Here is a 16,756-nt window from a genome sequence, read left to right as displayed (position 1 = left end):
CCTTCCAGATAACGATCGCCGTTACCCCGCGCCGCATATCGGGAGAGCGCTCTCCCATGGGAGATAATGTTTCCGCAGTTCAAAGGGGTATTAATAGCTCCAGGGCGGAATCAATGGAGCGCTCCCACGATAAAAAGACATATTAAGGTCGCGTTTCGGTCAGGTTCCGCAGGCCGGACACGGAGCCTTGACAGCTCCCCCGCACGCGGCCAATCTCTCTTTCAGAGAGCGCTCCCCTACGTCTCTCCTCAGGGCTCCACGCGTCGCCAGCCACCTGCGGCGTGGATGCCACCGTCCACGTGCAAGGTGGTCCCGGTGATGAATCCAGCCATCTCACTCGCCAGGAACACCGTCGCGGCCCCGGCCTCGGCGGGATCTCCGAGGTAGCCGAGCGGCGGGAGCCGTACCGGCTCGAAGGGCAGCGGATCCTCCAGCATGCGCACCCGCACGCCCTCCTCGCCGCCCGTGGGCAGCGCGTCGGGCGCGATGGCGTTCACCCGGATCCCGCGCGGGGCCAGCTCCAGCGCGAGTGAACGGGTCAGACTTTCCACGGCCGCCTTCATCGCCGCGTAGACCGCGAATCCGGGTGCCGCCTGGCACGCCTCGCTGGAGGTCAGGTTGACGATCGACGCGCCCGGGGACATCAGCGGCAGAAATCGCCGGATCATGGCGGTGACCTGAGTGAAATTCTCCGCTATCAGCGTTTCCTCGCCTCGGGGCGAGGTTTCGGCGAATGCCGCGTGAAAGGTCCCGCCGGCATTGTTGACCAGCAGGTCGACCCGCCCGAACCGCTCGCGCACCGCCTGGGCGAACACCTCCAGCGCCGCCGGATCCCGCACGTCGACGGTCAGGGTGAGGGTGTCGAACCCCTCGATCGTCTCCCTGTCACACAACGCCAGCTCGGCGCCGAACTCCCGCAGGGTCTCCGCGATCGCCCGTCCCAGCCCTCGCGCGGCCCCCGTGACGACGGCGACCTTCCCCGTGAGGAGGATCTCCTCCGGGGTGTACGGCTTGCGCATCGCGCCTCCAGTCGGTCTCCCCGAGTGGTCTTTCCGAGCGTACGACGTGAGGGCCGCCTCGTCCCGTTGTCTCTCACACTGCCTCGGGACCACGTAGAGTCATTCGGCCGGTCGGAAAGCGGCCGGCGCGCATCCAACCAAGGAGAACCACGTGGAACTGGAGAAGCCGGAGATCGACTTCCCGGAGGGCAACCCTCCCAAGGATCTGCAGATCGTCGACATCGTCGAAGGAGACGGGCCGGAGGCCAAGCCGGGTCACCAGGTCAGCGTGCACTACGTCGGCGTGGCCTTCTCCACCGGCGAGGAGTTCGACTCGTCATGGAACCGCGGCGACGCCTTCCAGTTCCCGCTGGGCGGCGGCCGGGTCATCGCGGGCTGGGACCAGGGCGTCGCGGGCATGAAGGTCGGCGGACGCCGCCGCCTCACCATCCCGGCCCACCTCGGTTACGGCAACCGCGGCGCGGGTGCCGCCATCAAGCCGGGCGAGACCCTCATCTTCGTCGTTGACCTGCTCAACGTGAGCTGACGGTCCGACGGATTTCAGCGAGTGGGCCGCCTCTCCTTCACGGGGCGGCCCACTCGACGTACGCGGTGACCCGTTCAGCGTGCGCCCCACGGGCCGCCACCGTGACCCGCTTGGTCAAGCCGGACATCCACGTCCGCGGTGACCCGCCATGTCGTACGGACCACCGCTTCGACCAGGGCCCCCGCTCGAACCGAACACCCACGTCCACCGCGGCCCGCCTGTCATACGGACCACCGCCTCCACCGTGGCCCCCGTTCAAGCCGAACCCCGATTCCACCGCGGCCCGCTCGCCGCACGGCTTCCGCCGTGGCTCACCCGCTCGAACCGAATACGGACCCCCACGGTGGCCGCCTGCCGCACGAAGCCTGGATTGCCCCGAAGGATGCTGGTTTTTTCAAAACGCCATCCTTGATCCCTCTACGGGATGAATACCGGAGCATCGGCCCTCAGCTCGGTAGCGCCTAAGCTGGCCCTTGTGTTGTTGATCGACCTTGCGCGCACCTCGGCGGCCGTGGCCGCCAGCTCCGCCCGGCTGGCGAAGATCACCCACCTCGCGGAGCTGCTCGGCCGGATCGAGCCGGACGAGGCGGAGATCGCCATCGCCTACCTCTCCGGCGAGCTGCCGCAGCGCAACATCGGCGTGGGTTTGGCCGGCCTGCAGGATCCGCCTGAGCCCCGGCTGGCGGCTACCGCCACCCTGCGTCAGGTCAACGACCTCCTGAGCCGTATCAAGGCCCAGGCCGGTCCGGGCTCCCAGACCGCGCGAAGGGCCCTGATCGTCGAGCTGTTCGGCGCCCTGACCCGCCAGGAGCAGATGTTCCTGTCCCGGCTGCTCCGCGGCGAGCTGCGACAGGGAGCGCTGGACGGCGTGATGATCGAAGCCATCGCGAAGGCCGCCGGACTTCCCTCCGCCGAGGTCCGGCGAGCGCTGACCCTCCGCGGCTGGCTGCCCGCTGTCGGCGCCGCCGCCCTGAGCGACGGGATCGCGGCGCTGCATGCCTTCCACCTGGAGGTCGGCCGTCCGGTGTCGCCGATGCTGGCGCAGAGCACCACCTCCATCCCCGCCGCGCTGAGCAAGCTCGGCGGGCCGGTCGCGATCGAGTGGAAGCTCGACGGCGTCCGCGTCCAGGCCCACCGCTCCGGCGACGAGGTGTCCGTCTTCACCCGGACCCTCGACGACATCACCGCACAGGTGCCCGAGCTGGTCGAGGCGGTCGGCGCCCTGCCCTCCCGGGATCTCGTCCTTGACGGCGAGGTCATCGCGCTGCGTCCGGACGGGCGCCCCGAGCCCTTCCAGGTCACCTCCGGCCGCGTGTCCAGCCGCATCGACGTGTCAACCGTACGGGGCAAGGTCCCGCTGAGCGTGTTCTTCTTCGACGCGTTGCGGGTGGACGGCGCGGATCTGCTCGACCTGCCGGGCGAGGTTCGTCACGTGGCCCTGACCGGGGCCGTGCCCGCGGAGCTGGTGATCCCCCGGATGGTCACCGACGACGTCACGGCGGGCGAGGCGTTCTTCAAGGACGCGATCAGGAGCGGCCACGAGGGTGTGGTGGTCAAGTCCCTGCAGACCCCCTACGCCGCCGGCCGCCGTGGAGCGGGCTGGATCAAGGTGAAGCCCCGGCACACGCTCGACCTGGTCGTCCTGGCCGCGGAATGGGGCCACGGCCGCCGGGAGGGAAAACTCTCCAACCTGCACCTGGGCGCCCGGGATCCGGCCACCGGCGGCTTCGTCATGCTTGGCAAGACCTTCAAGGGTTTGACCGACGAACTGCTGGCCTGGCAGACCGAACGCTTCCTCGGGCTCGCCGAGGGCCCCACCGACGGCTGGACGGTCGCCGTCCGCCCCGAGCTCGTCGTTGAGATCGCCTTCGACGGGGTCCAGCAGTCCAGCCGCTATCCCGGCGGCATGGCACTGCGTTTCGCCAGGGTCATCCGTTACCGCCCGGACAAGAACGCGGATCAGGCCGACACCGTCGAGATGGTGCGCGCACTTCTGCTCTGACCGGCGTTTCGAAGAGGCGCACACCCCTTGACCGGCGCCGCGGACTCCATGCGCGGGTCCCTTCTTGGCCGGCGCCACGGACTCCATGCGCGGTTCTCTTTTTGACCGGCACCACGAACTCCACGCGTGGATCCCTCTTTGGCCAGCGCTTCGGGACTCCACGCGTGGGTCCCTTCTTGACCGGCGTTTTGGACACCTTGCGCGGTCCTTCACGTGACCGGCGTTTTGGGGACAGCACGCTTCGTCGCTCGTTGACCAACGATTTCTTTGCCAAAACATGGCTTCTCTTTACGACATTAACGTACCTTTACCACCTGTTTGTCGCATATGGTCAACCACATTCTGACGGACAGTCCCCACGCTCCGTCAGTGGGACCGGTCGGCGTGGCTCCCCTTTCTCCCCCGCCACGCGCGACCCTCCCACGCCTTCCCTCGGATTTTGGATCGTGGTTTACCTTGGGCCGACACCTCCGCTCCCCCTCTCCCGACGCGTCCGCCTCGAAGAAACCGACGCTGAGCAAGCGATACCTGATCGCGTTGATCGCCGTTTTCACCGCGCTGACCGTGGCCTCGGTCATCGTCGGAATATTCTCAAGCGGAGACGGCCTCTCGCGGACGGCCGCGGCAGCCGCTTACGCCGGCGCTCAGCCGCTCGACGACCAGGCCGCCGGTGACTCCGTTCCCTCCGAGAACGAGACGGCCGACGCCGAGGCAACCGAGCCCGTTCTTGAGGTCACACCCCAGCCTCAGCCCACGACCGAGGCGAGCGCCACCGCGTCAGAGACCACCACACCGTCGGACGATCCAACCACCTCGGACACCACCGCTCCGCCTGACGACTCCACCACAACACCGTCGGACGACCCCACAACACCGTCGGACGACCCCGCCACTCCGCCGTCAGACGACCCCACCACCTCACCGTCAGACGACCCCACAACACCGCCATCAGACGACCCCACCACCTCACCATCAGACGACCCCACAACACCGCCATCAGGCGACCCCACCACCTCACCGTCAGACGACCCCACCACCTCGCCATCAGGCGACCCCACCGCCCCGCCGTCAGACGACCCCACCACCTCACCGTCAGACGACCCCACCGCCCCGCCGTCAGACGACCCCACCACCTCACCGTCAGGCGACCCCACCGCCCCGGAAACCACTGCACCGTCGGAAGGCCCCACCAGCCCGGAAACCACCACTCCGTCGTCGGACGACCCCACCACGCCCAAGGGGAAGGGCACATCCCAAGCTTCGAAGTCCGACTCCTTCGGACCGAAGGGGAAGGGCACATCCCAAGGCTCAAGGTCCGACTCCTTCGGACCGAAGACGAAGGGCACATCCCAAGGCTCGAAGTCCGACTCCTTCGGATCGAAGAAAACGCCCAAGGGCAACAGATCCGACTCTCCCGGAACCTCCCGCAAGGACACGGCCAAGACCTCTCCCAGGGCGAAGACCCACGTGCTCTCGACCGGAACCTGCGGCGCCTCCTTCTACGCGGAGGGGCAGATGACGGCGAGTGGCGAACCCTTCGACCCCAGTGCGATGACCGCGGCGCACAAAAGCCTGCCGATGGGCAGCGAGGTCCGGGTGACCAACCTCCACAACGACAAGTCGGTTACGGTCCGCATCAACGACCGCGGCCCGTATGTCGGCGGACGCTGCCTTGACCTGTCCGAGGCCGCCTTCGCCGCCATCGGCGACGTCGGCGCCGGAACGATGCAGGTCAAGTACGAGGTCCTTGGCGCCTGACCCAACCTGCCACACCGGACGCGGAGGTACGCGCGCACGTGATCCGGCCCCCGCGAACCCCGGCCGTGCCTTGTCTACTTCACGCGCCTTGTCTACTTCACCAGACGCACCGTGAACGGGTAGCGGAAGTCACCCTCGCCCAGCGCTGCCAGACCGCCGACGACGGACAGCACCAGGCCTCCGATCCAGAGCACGGGCGTCAGCACCACGCCCACGAACGTGATCGCCAGCAGGATGGTGGCTCCGAGCATCGTCAACTGGAAGTTCAGGGCCTCCACCGCCTGTGCGCGGACGTAGGGCGAGGTCTTGCCCATGGTGAGCATCATGATCAGTGGGCCGATCGCGAGCAGACCGGTCAGCGGTAGGAGGTGCGCCGCCGCCGCGCCCAGACGCTCCCCTCCCACACCCGCCCGCCCGTCGAGGTGACGGCCGGTTACCGTCCGGCTCATGGCCGGAGGGTATGAGGGCGCCGGGTGCGAGCCGTACAGCTCGTGCATGATCGGCATGAGGTCGCCGTGGACGCGGGCCGTCATCGCCCGCTCCAGGCGGTCGTCGAACTCGAACTTGTCGAGTCGTCCCTCCGCGTAGGCGGTCTTGACGTGACCGACCACCTGCTCCCGATCCTGGTTGCTCACTCGGAGCCCGGCGTATTCGGGGCGCCGGCCCGGTGTCGGCACGCCCTCGTGCCACGAGCTCGCCGCTGGTGTCGCTGTGCCTGCCATGGGACCGATAACCTTTCGTCGCCGCTTTGATCTCAATGCTCGTCGACAGCGTCGTTCGGGTCTATCCGGATAAACCCCTACAAGCCCCTGAGAGTCATCCCTGGCTCCCGCCACGGAGCGAGTACGAGAGGTATACAAGGAGACATCAACGATCCCGGCCCGAAGGTAAGAACTTGAGGTGTCGCATCGTGCACTGATGTCCCGCGTTGACCAGCTCGAGTCGATCATCGTGAAGGAGGTGCATTCGATTGACGACGTTTCAGGTGAGTGGCAAGACCCACCGGCAGCTTCACCGTCACCACCCGGCACGGCACCGTCCACGGTATTCATCACCGTCACGTTCGACTGCTCCAACGAGCCGACGGCTACGGCCACACCACCCACTCAGAAGCCCGGGATCGTTCGGCGTCTCCTCCCGGCCCCGAAGGACCGAGTTTTCACGCTGGAGGTAATTGAATGAGATGGCGCGACCGTTATGGGTTGAGGCGTCTACGCGGACCGAAGATCGCCAAGTTCGACCGGCCTGCAACCGACGCTGACATCGAGGCGCTCATCGCCTTCGCGAAGTCACGTCGCGGCGTTGAGTTCTATGTCGAGCCCGAGACCTTCGCCACGGACACCACCGCGGTGGCGGTCGCGGATGACGGCGAGTGGACCCGGCGCCGGGTCGGCTCACCGGCGGTGATCCGCAAAGTGGCCCGCGATCTGGCCCTCCCTGTCTATGACGTGCAACTTACCGGCTACCCGCCTCGGATGCGCGCGTACAACGAGCGTCAGAAGCGCACCGAAGGCTGAGCGGTCACCCGGCCATGATCGTCGGTTCCTCCAGTAAGGCGATCATCGGGAGGAGCCAGGCCATCGTGGGACTGCCCATCTCCTGGTCCAGCTCCTCCGGGCTGGGCATCCTCTCCCGGAGAACGTGCGGCGGGAGCAGGTGACGCAGCGCGTGGATGAGCAGGTTCGCCATCGAGTAACCAGGGTCTATCTCGCATGCCCGGGTGAGGGCGATACCCGCCAGCGCGGCGTCGCCCTGGCGCCAGGCGGCCATCCCGAGCAGGGAGGCAGCGGGGGGAACGAACCTGGGCTCCAGCCGCCGGGTGAGATCCTGCCACAGCCTGAGGTGGACGTCGTGGGTATCGTCCGTGATCAGCGCCCATGCCTCGTCACGGATTCGGATCACCGCCAGGTCCAGCCCCAGCCTGGCCACCTGCTCGTCCTCCAGCCGCCCGCCCGAGGCGTATATGCCGATCGCCTCGCGAACCCTGGCCATCCCGTCCGCGACGAACTCCGCCGCGAATCCCTCGTCGTCCTCACGTCTGGTGAGTCTGCCGTGCAGCTCTTCCGTGACGCGGAGGGTGACCTCGCGCACGGCCGCCCGTTCGGGCCCGCCGACGGGGTCGATCGAGTGCTCCAGGGTCTCCCGGTCCGGCAGGGCGACCAGCCCGTGCACGACGGCCTGGGCGGCGATCGCGTTGGCTCCTCGCTCGTACGGAGTGCCGTCGCCGGAACAGCAGCCGGCCCGTGAGCAGATGTAGGACCAGTAGCGACCGTCTTCCACGCGAAGGGCGTCGACGAGTGTGAGGTCGCTCTGGCGGAACAGCGCGACGGCCATGTCGGCGGCCGGGGTCACCAGCGGGCCGGAGCCGTAGCCGATGACAACGACCTGGGTGATCCCCTCGTTGCGGAACAACGGGATGATCTGGCCGAGGCCCGGGGCCGCCAGCGGCAGGTCCCACCGGACGGTGATGTGCAGCCGGCCCCGGGGAGGCTCCCCCTCCAGCCCGATCACGATCAGACTGTCGGCGGGGTGGAATCCCAGGAGGTAGGGCACGGCACCGAGGATCTCCTCCGTGGAGCCGAGCAGCAGGCGCGGCTGTGAGGCGGGCCGGCCGGGAGAGGTCTGGTTGTCGGTTGTCATGTCCGAGAGCTTCGCGGGATCCCCCGGCCCATCTGCCTGCCGAGCCGCGTTCTGTGGAGAGACACCGGACTGTCCACAGCCCGAATCGTCCGCGACCGAAGACGCCCCATCGAGAACGGACGGTGACCGCCCGGAGCACCTCGGCCCCCACCGAAGTCCCTCGCCCTGAATGATCGTCTGGGCTGACCGGTGGCCGCGGCGGCGCGTGCGACCTCCCGCGGAAGCCTCAGGCAGGCGACAGCCGCGTCCGGACCATGATGGCCGCGCCCGCTACGGCGGCGGGCATCGCGACCACCGCGACCAGCGGAATGAGAAAGAGCAGGAAGAGGAGGACCCCGAAGCCGAGTGCCGGAGCCTTGTTGCCCCGGAGCAGAACGAAACGACCCTTGCGGGCTATGCCCCTGCGCTCCATGGCAAGCGTGGTGAGCTCGACCGTGAGGAAGAAACCCGAGATCAGTGCGCCCAGAACCGGCACCACCGTCTGCCCGATCACCGGCACGAATCCCAGGAAGAACAGCGGAATCGTGAACAGCAGCACGTAGCCGAGGGTGACCAGGCTGTCCTTGATGGACCTGGGGATCGACTTCCAGAGCGGAAGCTCGTGCCCGGTCGGCACATCGCCGTGGGTCTCCTCGACCTTCTCGGAGAGCTTCTCGTAGAAGGGCTCGCCCAGGATCAGGGTCGTCGCGGTGAAGGTCACCACGAACAGGACCACTCCGGCACCGAAGATCACCAACCCGAACAGGGCATGAAGGGCCGTCTGCGCCCCCTCACCCCACCCGTCGGCGAACGGCGTCGCCCAGTCGGCGATGGCGAGCGCGTTCGTGCCGAGGAGGTAGAGGACCGTCGCGTAGAGGACGAACACGATCAGAGCCGGGATCAACCCGAACAGCCACCAGCGGGGGTGTCGCGTGACCCAGCGCAGCCCTTGGAAGAAAAACCCGATGCCGTCCAGAAAGGAGCGGAAATGACCCATGGCGGAACATTATCGGGATCAAGGCAGCCCGAGTGACCACTCGGAAACCACCGGCCCCCGCTTCTCCCCGCGAGTGGCGAGTGGCGAGTGGCAAGTGATCGTCCGGTGGGCATCGCCGGACGACGCGCCGCGGCGACGAGACGAGGCGCCACTCAAGCGACAACACGCGAAAACGCGCGGAGAAGCGTGAAGAGACGCGAAGAGGCGCGAAGAGGCGTGGCGGCTTGCGGACTGCCCGACCCGGCGAGCCGGGCGCGGAGAAGCGCGAAGCGGGGTGGGGAGGCGGATCAGGCGCGTCGCCAGAAGGACGGGACGGAGGCGACGCCGAGGGCGGCGAAGAGGCGGCGGAGAAGGGGCAGTGAGATGCCCAGGACGTTGCCGTGGTCGCCGTCGATGCCGTCGACGAACCAGCCGCCGAAGCCGTCCAGGGTGAAGGCGCCGGCGACGCGGAGAGGCTCGCCGGTGGCGACGTAGGCGGCGATCTCGGCGTCGGTGGGGGTGCCGAAACGGATGACCGTGGCGCCCACCTCGAAGACCTCCCTGCCACTGGCGGCGTCTATCACGCAGTGGCCGGTGAGCAGGCGGCCCTCGCGGCCACGCATGCTCTGCCAGCGGGCGACGGCCTCCTCGGGTGAATCCGGCTTGCCGTAGGCCTGGCCGTCGAGCTCCAGCATCGAGTCGCACCCGATGACCAGGCCGTCGTTCAGCTCTCGCGCCACCACGGCGGCCTTCGCGCGGGCCAGGGTGAGGCAGAGCTCAGCCGGGCTGTCTGCGGTGACGGCGTCCTCGTCCACGCCGCTGACGATCACCTTTGGATCGAGGCCGGCGCTGCGGAGCAGGGAGAGGCGGGCAGGCGAGGCGGAGGCGAGAACGATCTGGGTCATGTCGATCGAGCCTAGCGGCTCTGTCCCGGTGGTCGGCCGTCCGGCGATTCACCGGCGGAAGCCCGGTGGCCGACCGTCCGGCGATTCACCGGCGGAAGCCCGGTGGCCGACCGTCCGGCGGCTCACCGGCGGAAGCCCGGTGGCCGGCCGTCCGGCGATTCACCGGCGGAAGCCCGGTGGCCGACCGTCCGGCGATTCACCGGCGGAAGCGCGGTGAGTCACTCCGGCCGCTCAGGGACCGGGGGCGGATCAGGACCGGGATCGGCGCCGGGACCAGGCGAAGATCAGCACCAGGACGAGGACCAGGGTCACGACCACGGCCAGGACCAGGACCAGAACCAGGAGCACGGTCAGGACCAGAGCCAGGAGCAGGACCAGGGCCAGGACCGATGCCAGAACCAGAGCCGCGGCCAGAGCCACGACGAGGACCAGGGCCAGGATCGAGGCCACCACGACGGAGATCGGCCTCATGACGGGACCTCACCCGAGGGCGGCGGTCCGGGGGGTTCTTCGGGAGGGGGCAGAGCCGAGATGACGCCCCGGGGAAGCCCTGCCGCGGCGTAGACCTCGGCCTCGCCCAGGGTCTCGTGCTCCAGCAGGGCCACGACGATGGCGTCCAGGCGCTCCCTGTTCTCCTCCAGAACACGCAAGGCGACCTCGTAACATTCGTCCACGATGCGCCGGACCTCCTTGTCGACGGTGGCGAGGGTTTCCGGAGCCGCGGTGGGCTGGCCGTCGGCGGAGCCGGGCAGAATGGTCAGCGGGCCGATGCCGGCGGACATGCCCCAGCGGCCGACCATGCCGCGAGCGATCATCGTGACCTGCTCCAGGTCGTTCTCCGAGCCGGTGGTGATGACGTCGTAGACGACCTGCTCGGCCGCCATGCCGCCGAGGGCGCCGATGATCCTGTCGCGCAGATACTGCTCGTCGTAGGCGTAGCGGTCGGTGTCGGGGGTGGAGAGCGTGACGCCGAGCGCCCGGCCGCGAGGAATGATCGAGATCTTCCTGACCGGGTCGGCACCGGGCTGGATCATGCCGAGCAGCGCGTGCCCGGCCTCGTGGTAGGCGGTGCGCCTGCGTTCCTCCCGCGAGATCACGACCATGCGGGCCGTACCCAGCTGGATCTTCTCCAGTGCGTCGGCGAAGTCGGGGGGGAGCACTCTCTGCCGGCCCCGCCTGGCGGCGAGCAGCGCGGCCTCGTTGACCAGGTTGGCCAGGTCGGCGCCCGTCATGCCGGGCGTGGTCCTGGCGATCTGCTTCAGGCTCACGCTGTCGTCCAGCGGTACGCCGCGGGTGTGCACCTTGAGGATCTCCTCCCGCCCCTTGACGTCGGGCGCGGACACGACCACGGTCCGGTCGAACCGGCCGGGGCGCAGCAACGCCGGGTCGAGGATCTCCGCCCGGTTGGAGGCGGCGATCACGATGACGCCCTCGGAGCCGGTGAAGCCGTCCATCTCGGTGAGGATCTGGTTGAGGGTCTGCTCCCGCTCGTCGTGACCACCGATGACACTGCCGCCGCGAGACCGGCCGATCGCGTCGATCTCGTCGATGAAGATGATCGACGGGGCGACCTTGCGGGCCTCCGAGAACAGTTCGCGCACCCGGGAGGCGCCGACGCCCACGATCATCTCGATGAACTCCGAGGCGCTCGCGGAGAAGAACGGCACGTCGGCCTCTCCGGCGACGGCTCTGGCGAGCAGGGTCTTTCCGGTGCCCGGCGGGCCGGTGAGCAGCACGCCCTTGGGCAGTTTGGCTCCCAGCCGGCGATACTTGCCGGGCTCCCTGAGGTAGTCGACCACCTCGGCGACCTCGTTCTTGACCTCGTCGATGCCCGCGACGTCGTCGAAGTCGACCCGGACCTTGCCCGCCTCCAGCGGCGTGGCCGCCTTCGACCTGCCGAGCCCGCCGATCCCGCCGAGACCTCCTCCCAGCCCTCCCCCGCCCATCGAGGCCGCCGAGCGCCGTATGAACCAGATCCACAGGCCGGCCAGCAGCACTATGGGCAGCAGGGACAGCAGGAGGTTCCCGAAGAAGCCCCTGCTGCCGCTGACGGGTTCGGCCTTGATCTCCGTACCCGTCCTGGTCAGCTGCTGGTAGAGCTGTTGCTGGTTGGCGAAGATCGGCATCTCGGTGGAGAACTTGGTGTAGGGCTGGTTCTTGTTGTCGGGATCCGGGGCCGTCTTCTTCAGGTTGCCCTGGATCGACGTGCCCTTGGCGTAGATCTCCTTGACGTTGCCCCCCTGCACCTGCTGGGTGAACTGGGTGTAGGAGATCGGTTCGGGAGCCGTCTCGTCGAAGAAGGACGAGATCATGAAGACGGCGGCGTAGGCGATCAGCAGGGTGACCACGAACCGCCACCAGTTGATCTTCGGGCCCTTCGGCGACGGCTCGCCTGGCAGACCTTCCGACCGCCACGGCTTGAGTTCTTCCTTCTCGCCGTTCCCCTCCGGGTCGCTCCCCTTGCGGTCCTGAGGCGCCGGTGGCTTCACGACATCCCCCTCCACGACTCTGGGGGAGCCTCCTGGAACGCATGTCCTCTAGGAGGGCGTCGGGACGGTCGGCTCCGTCGCGTTCCTCAGGCTCTGCCGCTCGTTCCGGAGCCCCACCCGCTCAGCGGTGGCGGGATCGTCGCCCGCGACCGCGGAGAGGACGGCCATGAAATTCCCCCGAGTTTCATCACGTCCGCGAACAACGCCATTCCTGCCCAGAGGGGGCCTACTTCAATCTGAGGGACGAAACCGCCGTGTTGATGTCACGCCAGTGCGTGCGCTGGACGTCGGGGATCGTCACGAAGAGCATGGCGGGCTTGGCGCCGGCGACCTCCGTCACGGCGACGGCCGCCTGGGAGAACCGGGGCTTGCCCTTGACCTCGTACCTCACCCGGTAGGCGAGCAGCCAGCCGTCCTTGATCGGCTGCGAGGCGGTCCAGGTGATCCTGCTGCCCTTGGGGTGGTGGTTGAGCGTCCAGCGGGCGGCCAGCACCGCGGTGTCCTTCGGGTCCTTCTGCACCTGGATCGGCACCGGGCAGGTCACGACCATCGCCCGGTGAGCGGCCCCCTTCGCCACCGGCAGCACCTGCTTGGTGGAGAACGGCGACGCGCCGTAGGGCTTCCACGGCTTGCCGAACCTGACCAGCGACACCCCCGCCTTGGCGTCCCGCAGGCGGCTCTTGCCCTTGTACGGCTTGCCCGGCAGCAGGGCGAGCCGCTTGTCACGCGGCAGATCGGGGACGCGGGGGTCGGCCAGTGCCGTCACCACCGCGCTCCGGTCCGGCGCCGGGGTGGAGATCCCCGGCGTCGACGAGGGGGAGGCCGAGGCGGAGGCGGACGGGGAGGCCGACGCTGACGGCGCCGGCGGCGGCGAGCTGACACCGGACGAGGGCGTCGTGGCAGATGGCGCGGCAATCGGCCCCGGCCGCGCCTCGCCCGGTTGATCTGAGGAGCCCGACATCACGAAGCCGACCACGGCCGCGACCGCGGCCAGGACGACCACGACGGCCACCGCCAGGATGCGGTAGATCACTCGCATCGGCAGGTCGCCGATACGGGATCGCTTCACCGGGGAATGCGCGGGGCCGTCACCGAAGACTTTCGGTAATTCCGACGTGTCCGCCTCGGCGGTCACATACGTCGGCGTCGAACCCGTCTCCCGGGTCCCCTGAGTCCCACCCAACCCATCGAGCACGATCGGGAGCGTACGACAAATCCGGTTTTCTCGTGCGGGATCCCCATCACACTTCGGGAACGAGTGCCTACCTCATTACCGGGGAACGCCGCCTGCGATGATCCTGGGATGCGCGTAGAACGCCAGGTAGAGCTCCGATTCGACATCCCCTCCCGCGAGGCCGCGACCCACACCAATCTGTCCGCCGTCCGTGCCGACGGTCCCGGTCTCTGGCTGGCCGGCGACGAGACCGCCACCGTCGAACATCTGACCTCGCACGACGGCCGTTACGACAACCAGCGCACGTTCTTCCTGGCCGACTTCGTGGACCTGCCCGCCGGGCGCACGGAGGAGGCCGACATCGAGGGTCTGGGCCGTTCCGACGGCTGGCTGTGGGCCGTGGGGTCGCACAGCCTCAAGCGCAGGCGGGTCAAAAAAGAGCATTCCCCCCAGAAGGCCCGACGCCGTCTCGCCGACGTGGCGCGCGAGGAGAACCGCTACATCCTCGTACGGCTGCCGCTCGTCGGCGCCACCCCCGTCCGCGAGGACGGCCGGCGCAGGGCCGAGATCCTGTCGGGCGCCGGCCGGAACCTGGCCGACCTGATGGCGGACGATCCGCACCTCGCCCCCTTCGTATCGATTCCCAGCAAGGACAACGGCCTGGACATCGAGGGCATCGCGGTGCTCGGAGGCCGCCTGTTCATCGGTCTGCGCGGCCCGGTGCTGCGCGGCTGGGCCGTACTGCTGGAGCTCCGGCCGCAGAGCGATCCCCGTCGTCCGGGCCGGCTCAGGCTCGCCCCCATCGACGGCAGGCCGTATCGGACGCATTTCCTGAACCTCGGCGGCCTCGGCATCCGCGACCTGTGCCCGCACCGGGACGACCTGCTGATCCTCGCCGGACCGACCATGAGCCTCGACGGCCCCGTCCGGGTGATGCGCTGGCGCCCCGAGGACGAACCGTCCGTGGAGCACGAGCCCGAGTTCGTGGTGGAACTGGCCCACGGGGAGGGCGCCGACCACGCGGAGGGGATCACCGTGCTCGACGACGAACGTCTTCTGGTGGTCTACGACAGCCCGTCCGAGGCGCGTTTCACCCCGGAGGGAGGCGTGCTCGCCGACATCGTCAGGATGACCTGAGCGGTCCGGAGCCCGCGGGCCGGAAGCCGCCCGCGCGCAGCCAGGGGGCGTCCGCGATGACCGTGCGGGATCCGGGCTCGATCTCGGTGAACCCCGCGTCCCTGACCACCGGCAGTCCCTCGCCGACCAGCGCGGCCCATCGGGCGGGGTCGGCCGTCCGTACGGCCACCGCCAGCCCGGCCTCCCGCCACGCCCGCCGGGCGCGCTCGTCGCTTCCCCACCAGGCGAGCTGAGCCGCGTGCCCCGCCTGGGCCATGGCCTTGCCCGCCGACATCTCCAGCTCCGGGTTGAGCCAGAGGACCACGTCCCCGGGTGCTCCCGGCTCGGCGGAGTCAGCCAGTTCGGTGCCGGAGACCTGGAGCCTGGACAGGTCCTTGGGCCAGTCGTCGAGCGGGACCGGCGGGTGGACCCGGACCTCGGCGGTGCCCGAGACGACGGTGAGGCCCGGCAGGTCGAGCACCCGGCGCCACTCCGCCCCGCGTGCCCGCCGGACGACCTTCCTGATCCCGATGGTCTCCCAGGCCCTCACCTGCTCGGCCCATTCGCCGTCGTCGAGGGCCCGGGGGTCGTTCAGCAGCGTCAGCACGGCCAGCGCCGCCGCCTCCAGGGCGTCGGACCGCTCGGGTGGCGCGGACCGTTCGATCCGCACCACCAGCGGGAGCACCTTCTTGTCCGTCGTCTCGGGCACCCCACCCGTCATGTCGGCGCCCCCGTCCGTCGCGCCCGCGATGTCGTCCGTCACGTCGGTCACGCGATCTCCCCCGGTTCTCCCGCCGCGCGTGCGACGGGCCCGGACCCGTGCCCGGCCACTCGCCCATCTCGTTCGTTCACGCCTTCAAGGATGCCTGCTTCGCGATGGCGACCGACATGAGGGCCGCGACGAGGCAGAGGGAGCCGGCGACGTACCAGGCGAGGTCGTAGGTGCCGAAGTGGTCGCGGGTGAGTCCGGCGCCGACGGCGGCGATCGCGGCGCCGACCTGGTGGGAGGCGAAGACCCAGCCGAACACCACGGCGCCGTCGGGCCCGTAGATCTGACGGCACAGGGCCACCGTGGGCGGGACCGTCGCCACCCAGTCGAGACCGTAGAAGACGATGAAAACGAGCATGCTGGGTTCGGTGGAGGCGGCGAACAGGCTGGGCAGGATCATCAGTGACACGCCCCGCAGCGCGTAGTAGACGCCGAGCAGAATCCGCGAGTCGACCTTGTCGCTCAGCCAGCCGGACGCGATGGTCCCGACGACGTCGAAGATCCCGACCAGTGCGAGCAGTCCCGCGGCGGCGGGCTCGGCCATGCCGTGGTCGTGGGCGGCCGGGATGAAGTGGGTGCCGACCAGGCCGTTGGTGCTCGCCCCGCAGATCGCGAATCCGGCGACGAGCAGCCAGAAGGGTCTGGTCCGCGCGGCGCTCCACAGCACGGTGAGGGCGCGCACGGCGCTGCCGGTCCGGGGTCGCGCGACGGCCGGGGGCGCGTCGGGGTCGGCGCCCAGGGCGGTCGTGCCCACCTCTTCCGGGCGATCTCGCAGCAGGAACCAGACCAGGGGGACCACGACCAGGGCGGCGGCGGTGACCGTGACGGCGGCCGATCGCCAGCCCTGGTCGGCCGCCAGATGAGCGAGGACGGGGAGGAAGACGAGCTGGCCGGTGGCGCCGCCCGCGGTGAGCACGCCCGTGACGAGGCCGCGGTGACGGACGAACCAGCGTTCGGTGAGGGTGGCGGCGAAGACCAGGGCCATCGATCCGGTCCCGAGGCCGACCAGGACACCCCAGCAGAGGATGAGCTGCCAGGGCGCGTTCATCAGGATGGTCAGCCCGCTGCCCGCGGCGACGAGCAGCAGCGCGCACGAGACCACCCTGCGCATGCCGAAGCGATCCATGAGAGCCGCGGCGAAGGGGGCGGTCAGCCCGTAGAGCATGAGGTTGATCGAGACGGCCAGCGAGATCGTCCCCCGGGACCAGCCGAACTCCTCCTGAAGCGGGGTGATCAGCACACCGGGCGTCGCCCGGAACCCGGCCGCGCCGAGTATGGCCACGAACGCGACTCCCGCCACGATCCAGGCGCGGTGCGGCACGCGCTTGCGCGTCCGAAGGGTCATCGTCATGGGCTCAAGCATGAAGTCCGGCCCATGATCTCACGAGTGGCCCGGATGCCAA

General features: G+C 69.1%; 16 protein-coding genes. 5 read left to right on the top strand and 11 right to left on the bottom strand.

The genetic code is table 11. From position 1 onward, the window contains the following. Positions 1-248 precede the first annotated feature (248 nt). The gene (locus J2853_RS00155; RefSeq protein ID WP_307553615.1) at positions 249-1,019 is read right to left on the bottom strand and encodes an SDR family NAD(P)-dependent oxidoreductase; all 771 of its coding nucleotides are present in this window, start codon (positions 1,017-1,019) and stop codon (positions 249-251) included. 151 nt (positions 1,020-1,170) lie between these two features. Here J2853_RS00155 and J2853_RS00150 point away from each other — a divergent pair, with 151 nt between their 5' ends. Beyond that, positions 1,171-1,545, top strand: coding sequence for an FKBP-type peptidyl-prolyl cis-trans isomerase (locus tag J2853_RS00150; protein WP_307553614.1), 375 nt, complete (start codon positions 1,171-1,173; stop codon positions 1,543-1,545). Positions 1,546-2,020: 475 nt separating this feature from the next. Continuing rightward, positions 2,021-3,547: an ATP-dependent DNA ligase gene (locus J2853_RS00145; protein ID WP_307553612.1), complete on the top strand. Its 1,527-nt coding sequence runs from the start codon at positions 2,021-2,023 to the stop codon at positions 3,545-3,547. Between the two features lie 746 nt (positions 3,548-4,293). Here the strand turns inward: J2853_RS00145 and J2853_RS00140 are convergent. Continuing rightward, positions 4,294-4,983 carry a hypothetical protein gene (locus J2853_RS00140; protein ID WP_307553610.1) on the bottom strand — a complete coding sequence of 230 codons (690 nt, stop codon included), beginning with the start codon at positions 4,981-4,983 and terminating at the stop codon, positions 4,294-4,296. Between the two features lie 31 nt (positions 4,984-5,014). Here J2853_RS00140 and J2853_RS00135 point away from each other — a divergent pair, with 31 nt between their 5' ends. After that, positions 5,015-5,305, top strand: a complete 291-nt coding sequence (locus tag J2853_RS00135) for a septal ring lytic transglycosylase RlpA family protein (protein ID WP_307553607.1) — start codon at positions 5,015-5,017, stop codon at positions 5,303-5,305. Positions 5,306-5,397: 92 nt separating this feature from the next. Here the strand turns inward: J2853_RS00135 and J2853_RS00130 are convergent, their stop codons facing one another. Next, positions 5,398-6,027, bottom strand: coding sequence for a DUF1707 and DUF4870 domain-containing protein (locus J2853_RS00130; RefSeq protein WP_307553605.1), 630 nt, complete (start codon positions 6,025-6,027; stop codon positions 5,398-5,400). A 456-nt stretch (positions 6,028-6,483) separates the two neighbouring features. On the opposite strand from J2853_RS00130, the gene J2853_RS00125 reads away from it, so the two are divergent. Next, a complete protein-coding gene (locus tag J2853_RS00125; RefSeq protein ID WP_307553603.1) occupies positions 6,484-6,822 on the top strand; it encodes a hypothetical protein in 339 nt (112 codons plus the stop codon). A gap of 4 nt (positions 6,823-6,826) precedes the next feature. On the opposite strand, the gene J2853_RS00120 is transcribed toward J2853_RS00125, so the two are convergent. From J2853_RS00120 to J2853_RS00095, 6 genes are all read right to left on the bottom strand, one after another. Continuing rightward, positions 6,827-7,945 carry a DUF4192 domain-containing protein gene (locus J2853_RS00120; protein WP_307553601.1) on the bottom strand — a complete coding sequence of 373 codons (1,119 nt, stop codon included), beginning with the start codon at positions 7,943-7,945 and terminating at the stop codon, positions 6,827-6,829. A gap of 226 nt (positions 7,946-8,171) precedes the next feature. Next, entirely contained in the window at positions 8,172-8,921 is a 750-nt protein-coding gene (locus J2853_RS00115; RefSeq protein ID WP_307553599.1) for an EI24 domain-containing protein, read from the bottom strand. 287 nt (positions 8,922-9,208) lie between these two features. Beyond that, on the bottom strand, positions 9,209-9,805 hold the full coding sequence (locus J2853_RS00110; protein ID WP_307553596.1) for a Maf family protein: 597 nt from the start codon (positions 9,803-9,805) through the stop codon (positions 9,209-9,211). A 249-nt stretch (positions 9,806-10,054) separates the two neighbouring features. After that, the gene (locus J2853_RS00105; RefSeq protein WP_307553594.1) at positions 10,055-10,276 is read right to left on the bottom strand and encodes a hypothetical protein; all 222 of its coding nucleotides are present in this window, start codon (positions 10,274-10,276) and stop codon (positions 10,055-10,057) included. Continuing rightward, positions 10,273-12,294, bottom strand: a complete 2,022-nt coding sequence (ftsH, locus tag J2853_RS00100; RefSeq protein WP_307553591.1) for an ATP-dependent zinc metalloprotease FtsH — start codon at positions 12,292-12,294, stop codon at positions 10,273-10,275. Before ftsH ends, J2853_RS00105 begins: the two co-directional genes overlap by 4 nt. Before the next feature lie 226 nt (positions 12,295-12,520). Next, the gene (locus J2853_RS00095; protein ID WP_307553589.1) at positions 12,521-13,363 is read right to left on the bottom strand and encodes a hypothetical protein; all 843 of its coding nucleotides are present in this window, start codon (positions 13,361-13,363) and stop codon (positions 12,521-12,523) included. A gap of 234 nt (positions 13,364-13,597) precedes the next feature. On the opposite strand from J2853_RS00095, the gene J2853_RS00090 reads away from it, so the two are divergent. After that, positions 13,598-14,605: a DUF3616 domain-containing protein gene (locus tag J2853_RS00090; protein ID WP_307553587.1), complete on the top strand. Its 1,008-nt coding sequence runs from the start codon at positions 13,598-13,600 to the stop codon at positions 14,603-14,605. On the opposite strand, the gene J2853_RS00085 is transcribed toward J2853_RS00090, so the two are convergent. Next, complete coding sequence (locus J2853_RS00085; protein ID WP_307553585.1) at positions 14,592-15,356, bottom strand: peptidyl-tRNA hydrolase; 765 nt, start codon at positions 15,354-15,356, stop codon at positions 14,592-14,594. The two genes, J2853_RS00090 and J2853_RS00085, sit on opposite strands and share 14 nt — an antisense overlap. 76 nt (positions 15,357-15,432) lie before the next feature. Then, on the bottom strand, positions 15,433-16,704 hold the full coding sequence (locus tag J2853_RS00080) for an MFS transporter (RefSeq protein WP_307553583.1): 1,272 nt from the start codon (positions 16,702-16,704) through the stop codon (positions 15,433-15,435). Positions 16,705-16,756 lie beyond the last annotated feature (52 nt).

The organism is Streptosporangium lutulentum (assembly GCF_030811455.1).
In the GTDB taxonomy this organism is placed as follows: Bacteria; Actinomycetota; Actinomycetes; order Streptosporangiales; family Streptosporangiaceae; genus Streptosporangium; species Streptosporangium lutulentum.
The sequence above is the reverse complement of the archived record's forward strand: the minus strand, read 5'-3'. Positions and strand labels throughout refer to the sequence as shown.

Coding starts and splice junctions, on each gene's coding strand:
- J2853_RS00155 (WP_307553615.1), bottom strand. CDS start 1,019: ATGCGCAAGCCGTACACCCCGGAGGAGATCCTCCTCACGGGGAAGGTC.
- J2853_RS00130 (WP_307553605.1), bottom strand. CDS start 6,027: ATGGCAGGCACAGCGACACCAGCGGCGAGCTCGTGGCACGAGGGCGTG.
- J2853_RS00125 (WP_307553603.1), top strand. CDS start 6,484: ATGAGATGGCGCGACCGTTATGGGTTGAGGCGTCTACGCGGACCGAAG.
- J2853_RS00120 (WP_307553601.1), bottom strand. CDS start 7,945: ATGACAACCGACAACCAGACCTCTCCCGGCCGGCCCGCCTCACAGCCG.
- J2853_RS00115 (WP_307553599.1), bottom strand. CDS start 8,921: ATGGGTCATTTCCGCTCCTTTCTGGACGGCATCGGGTTTTTCTTCCAA.
- J2853_RS00110 (WP_307553596.1), bottom strand. CDS start 9,805: ATGACCCAGATCGTTCTCGCCTCCGCCTCGCCTGCCCGCCTCTCCCTG.
- J2853_RS00105 (WP_307553594.1), bottom strand. CDS start 10,276: ATGAGGCCGATCTCCGTCGTGGTGGCCTCGATCCTGGCCCTGGTCCTC.
- J2853_RS00090 (WP_307553587.1), top strand. CDS start 13,598: ATGCGCGTAGAACGCCAGGTAGAGCTCCGATTCGACATCCCCTCCCGC.
- J2853_RS00080 (WP_307553583.1), bottom strand. CDS start 16,704: ATGACGATGACCCTTCGGACGCGCAAGCGCGTGCCGCACCGCGCCTGG.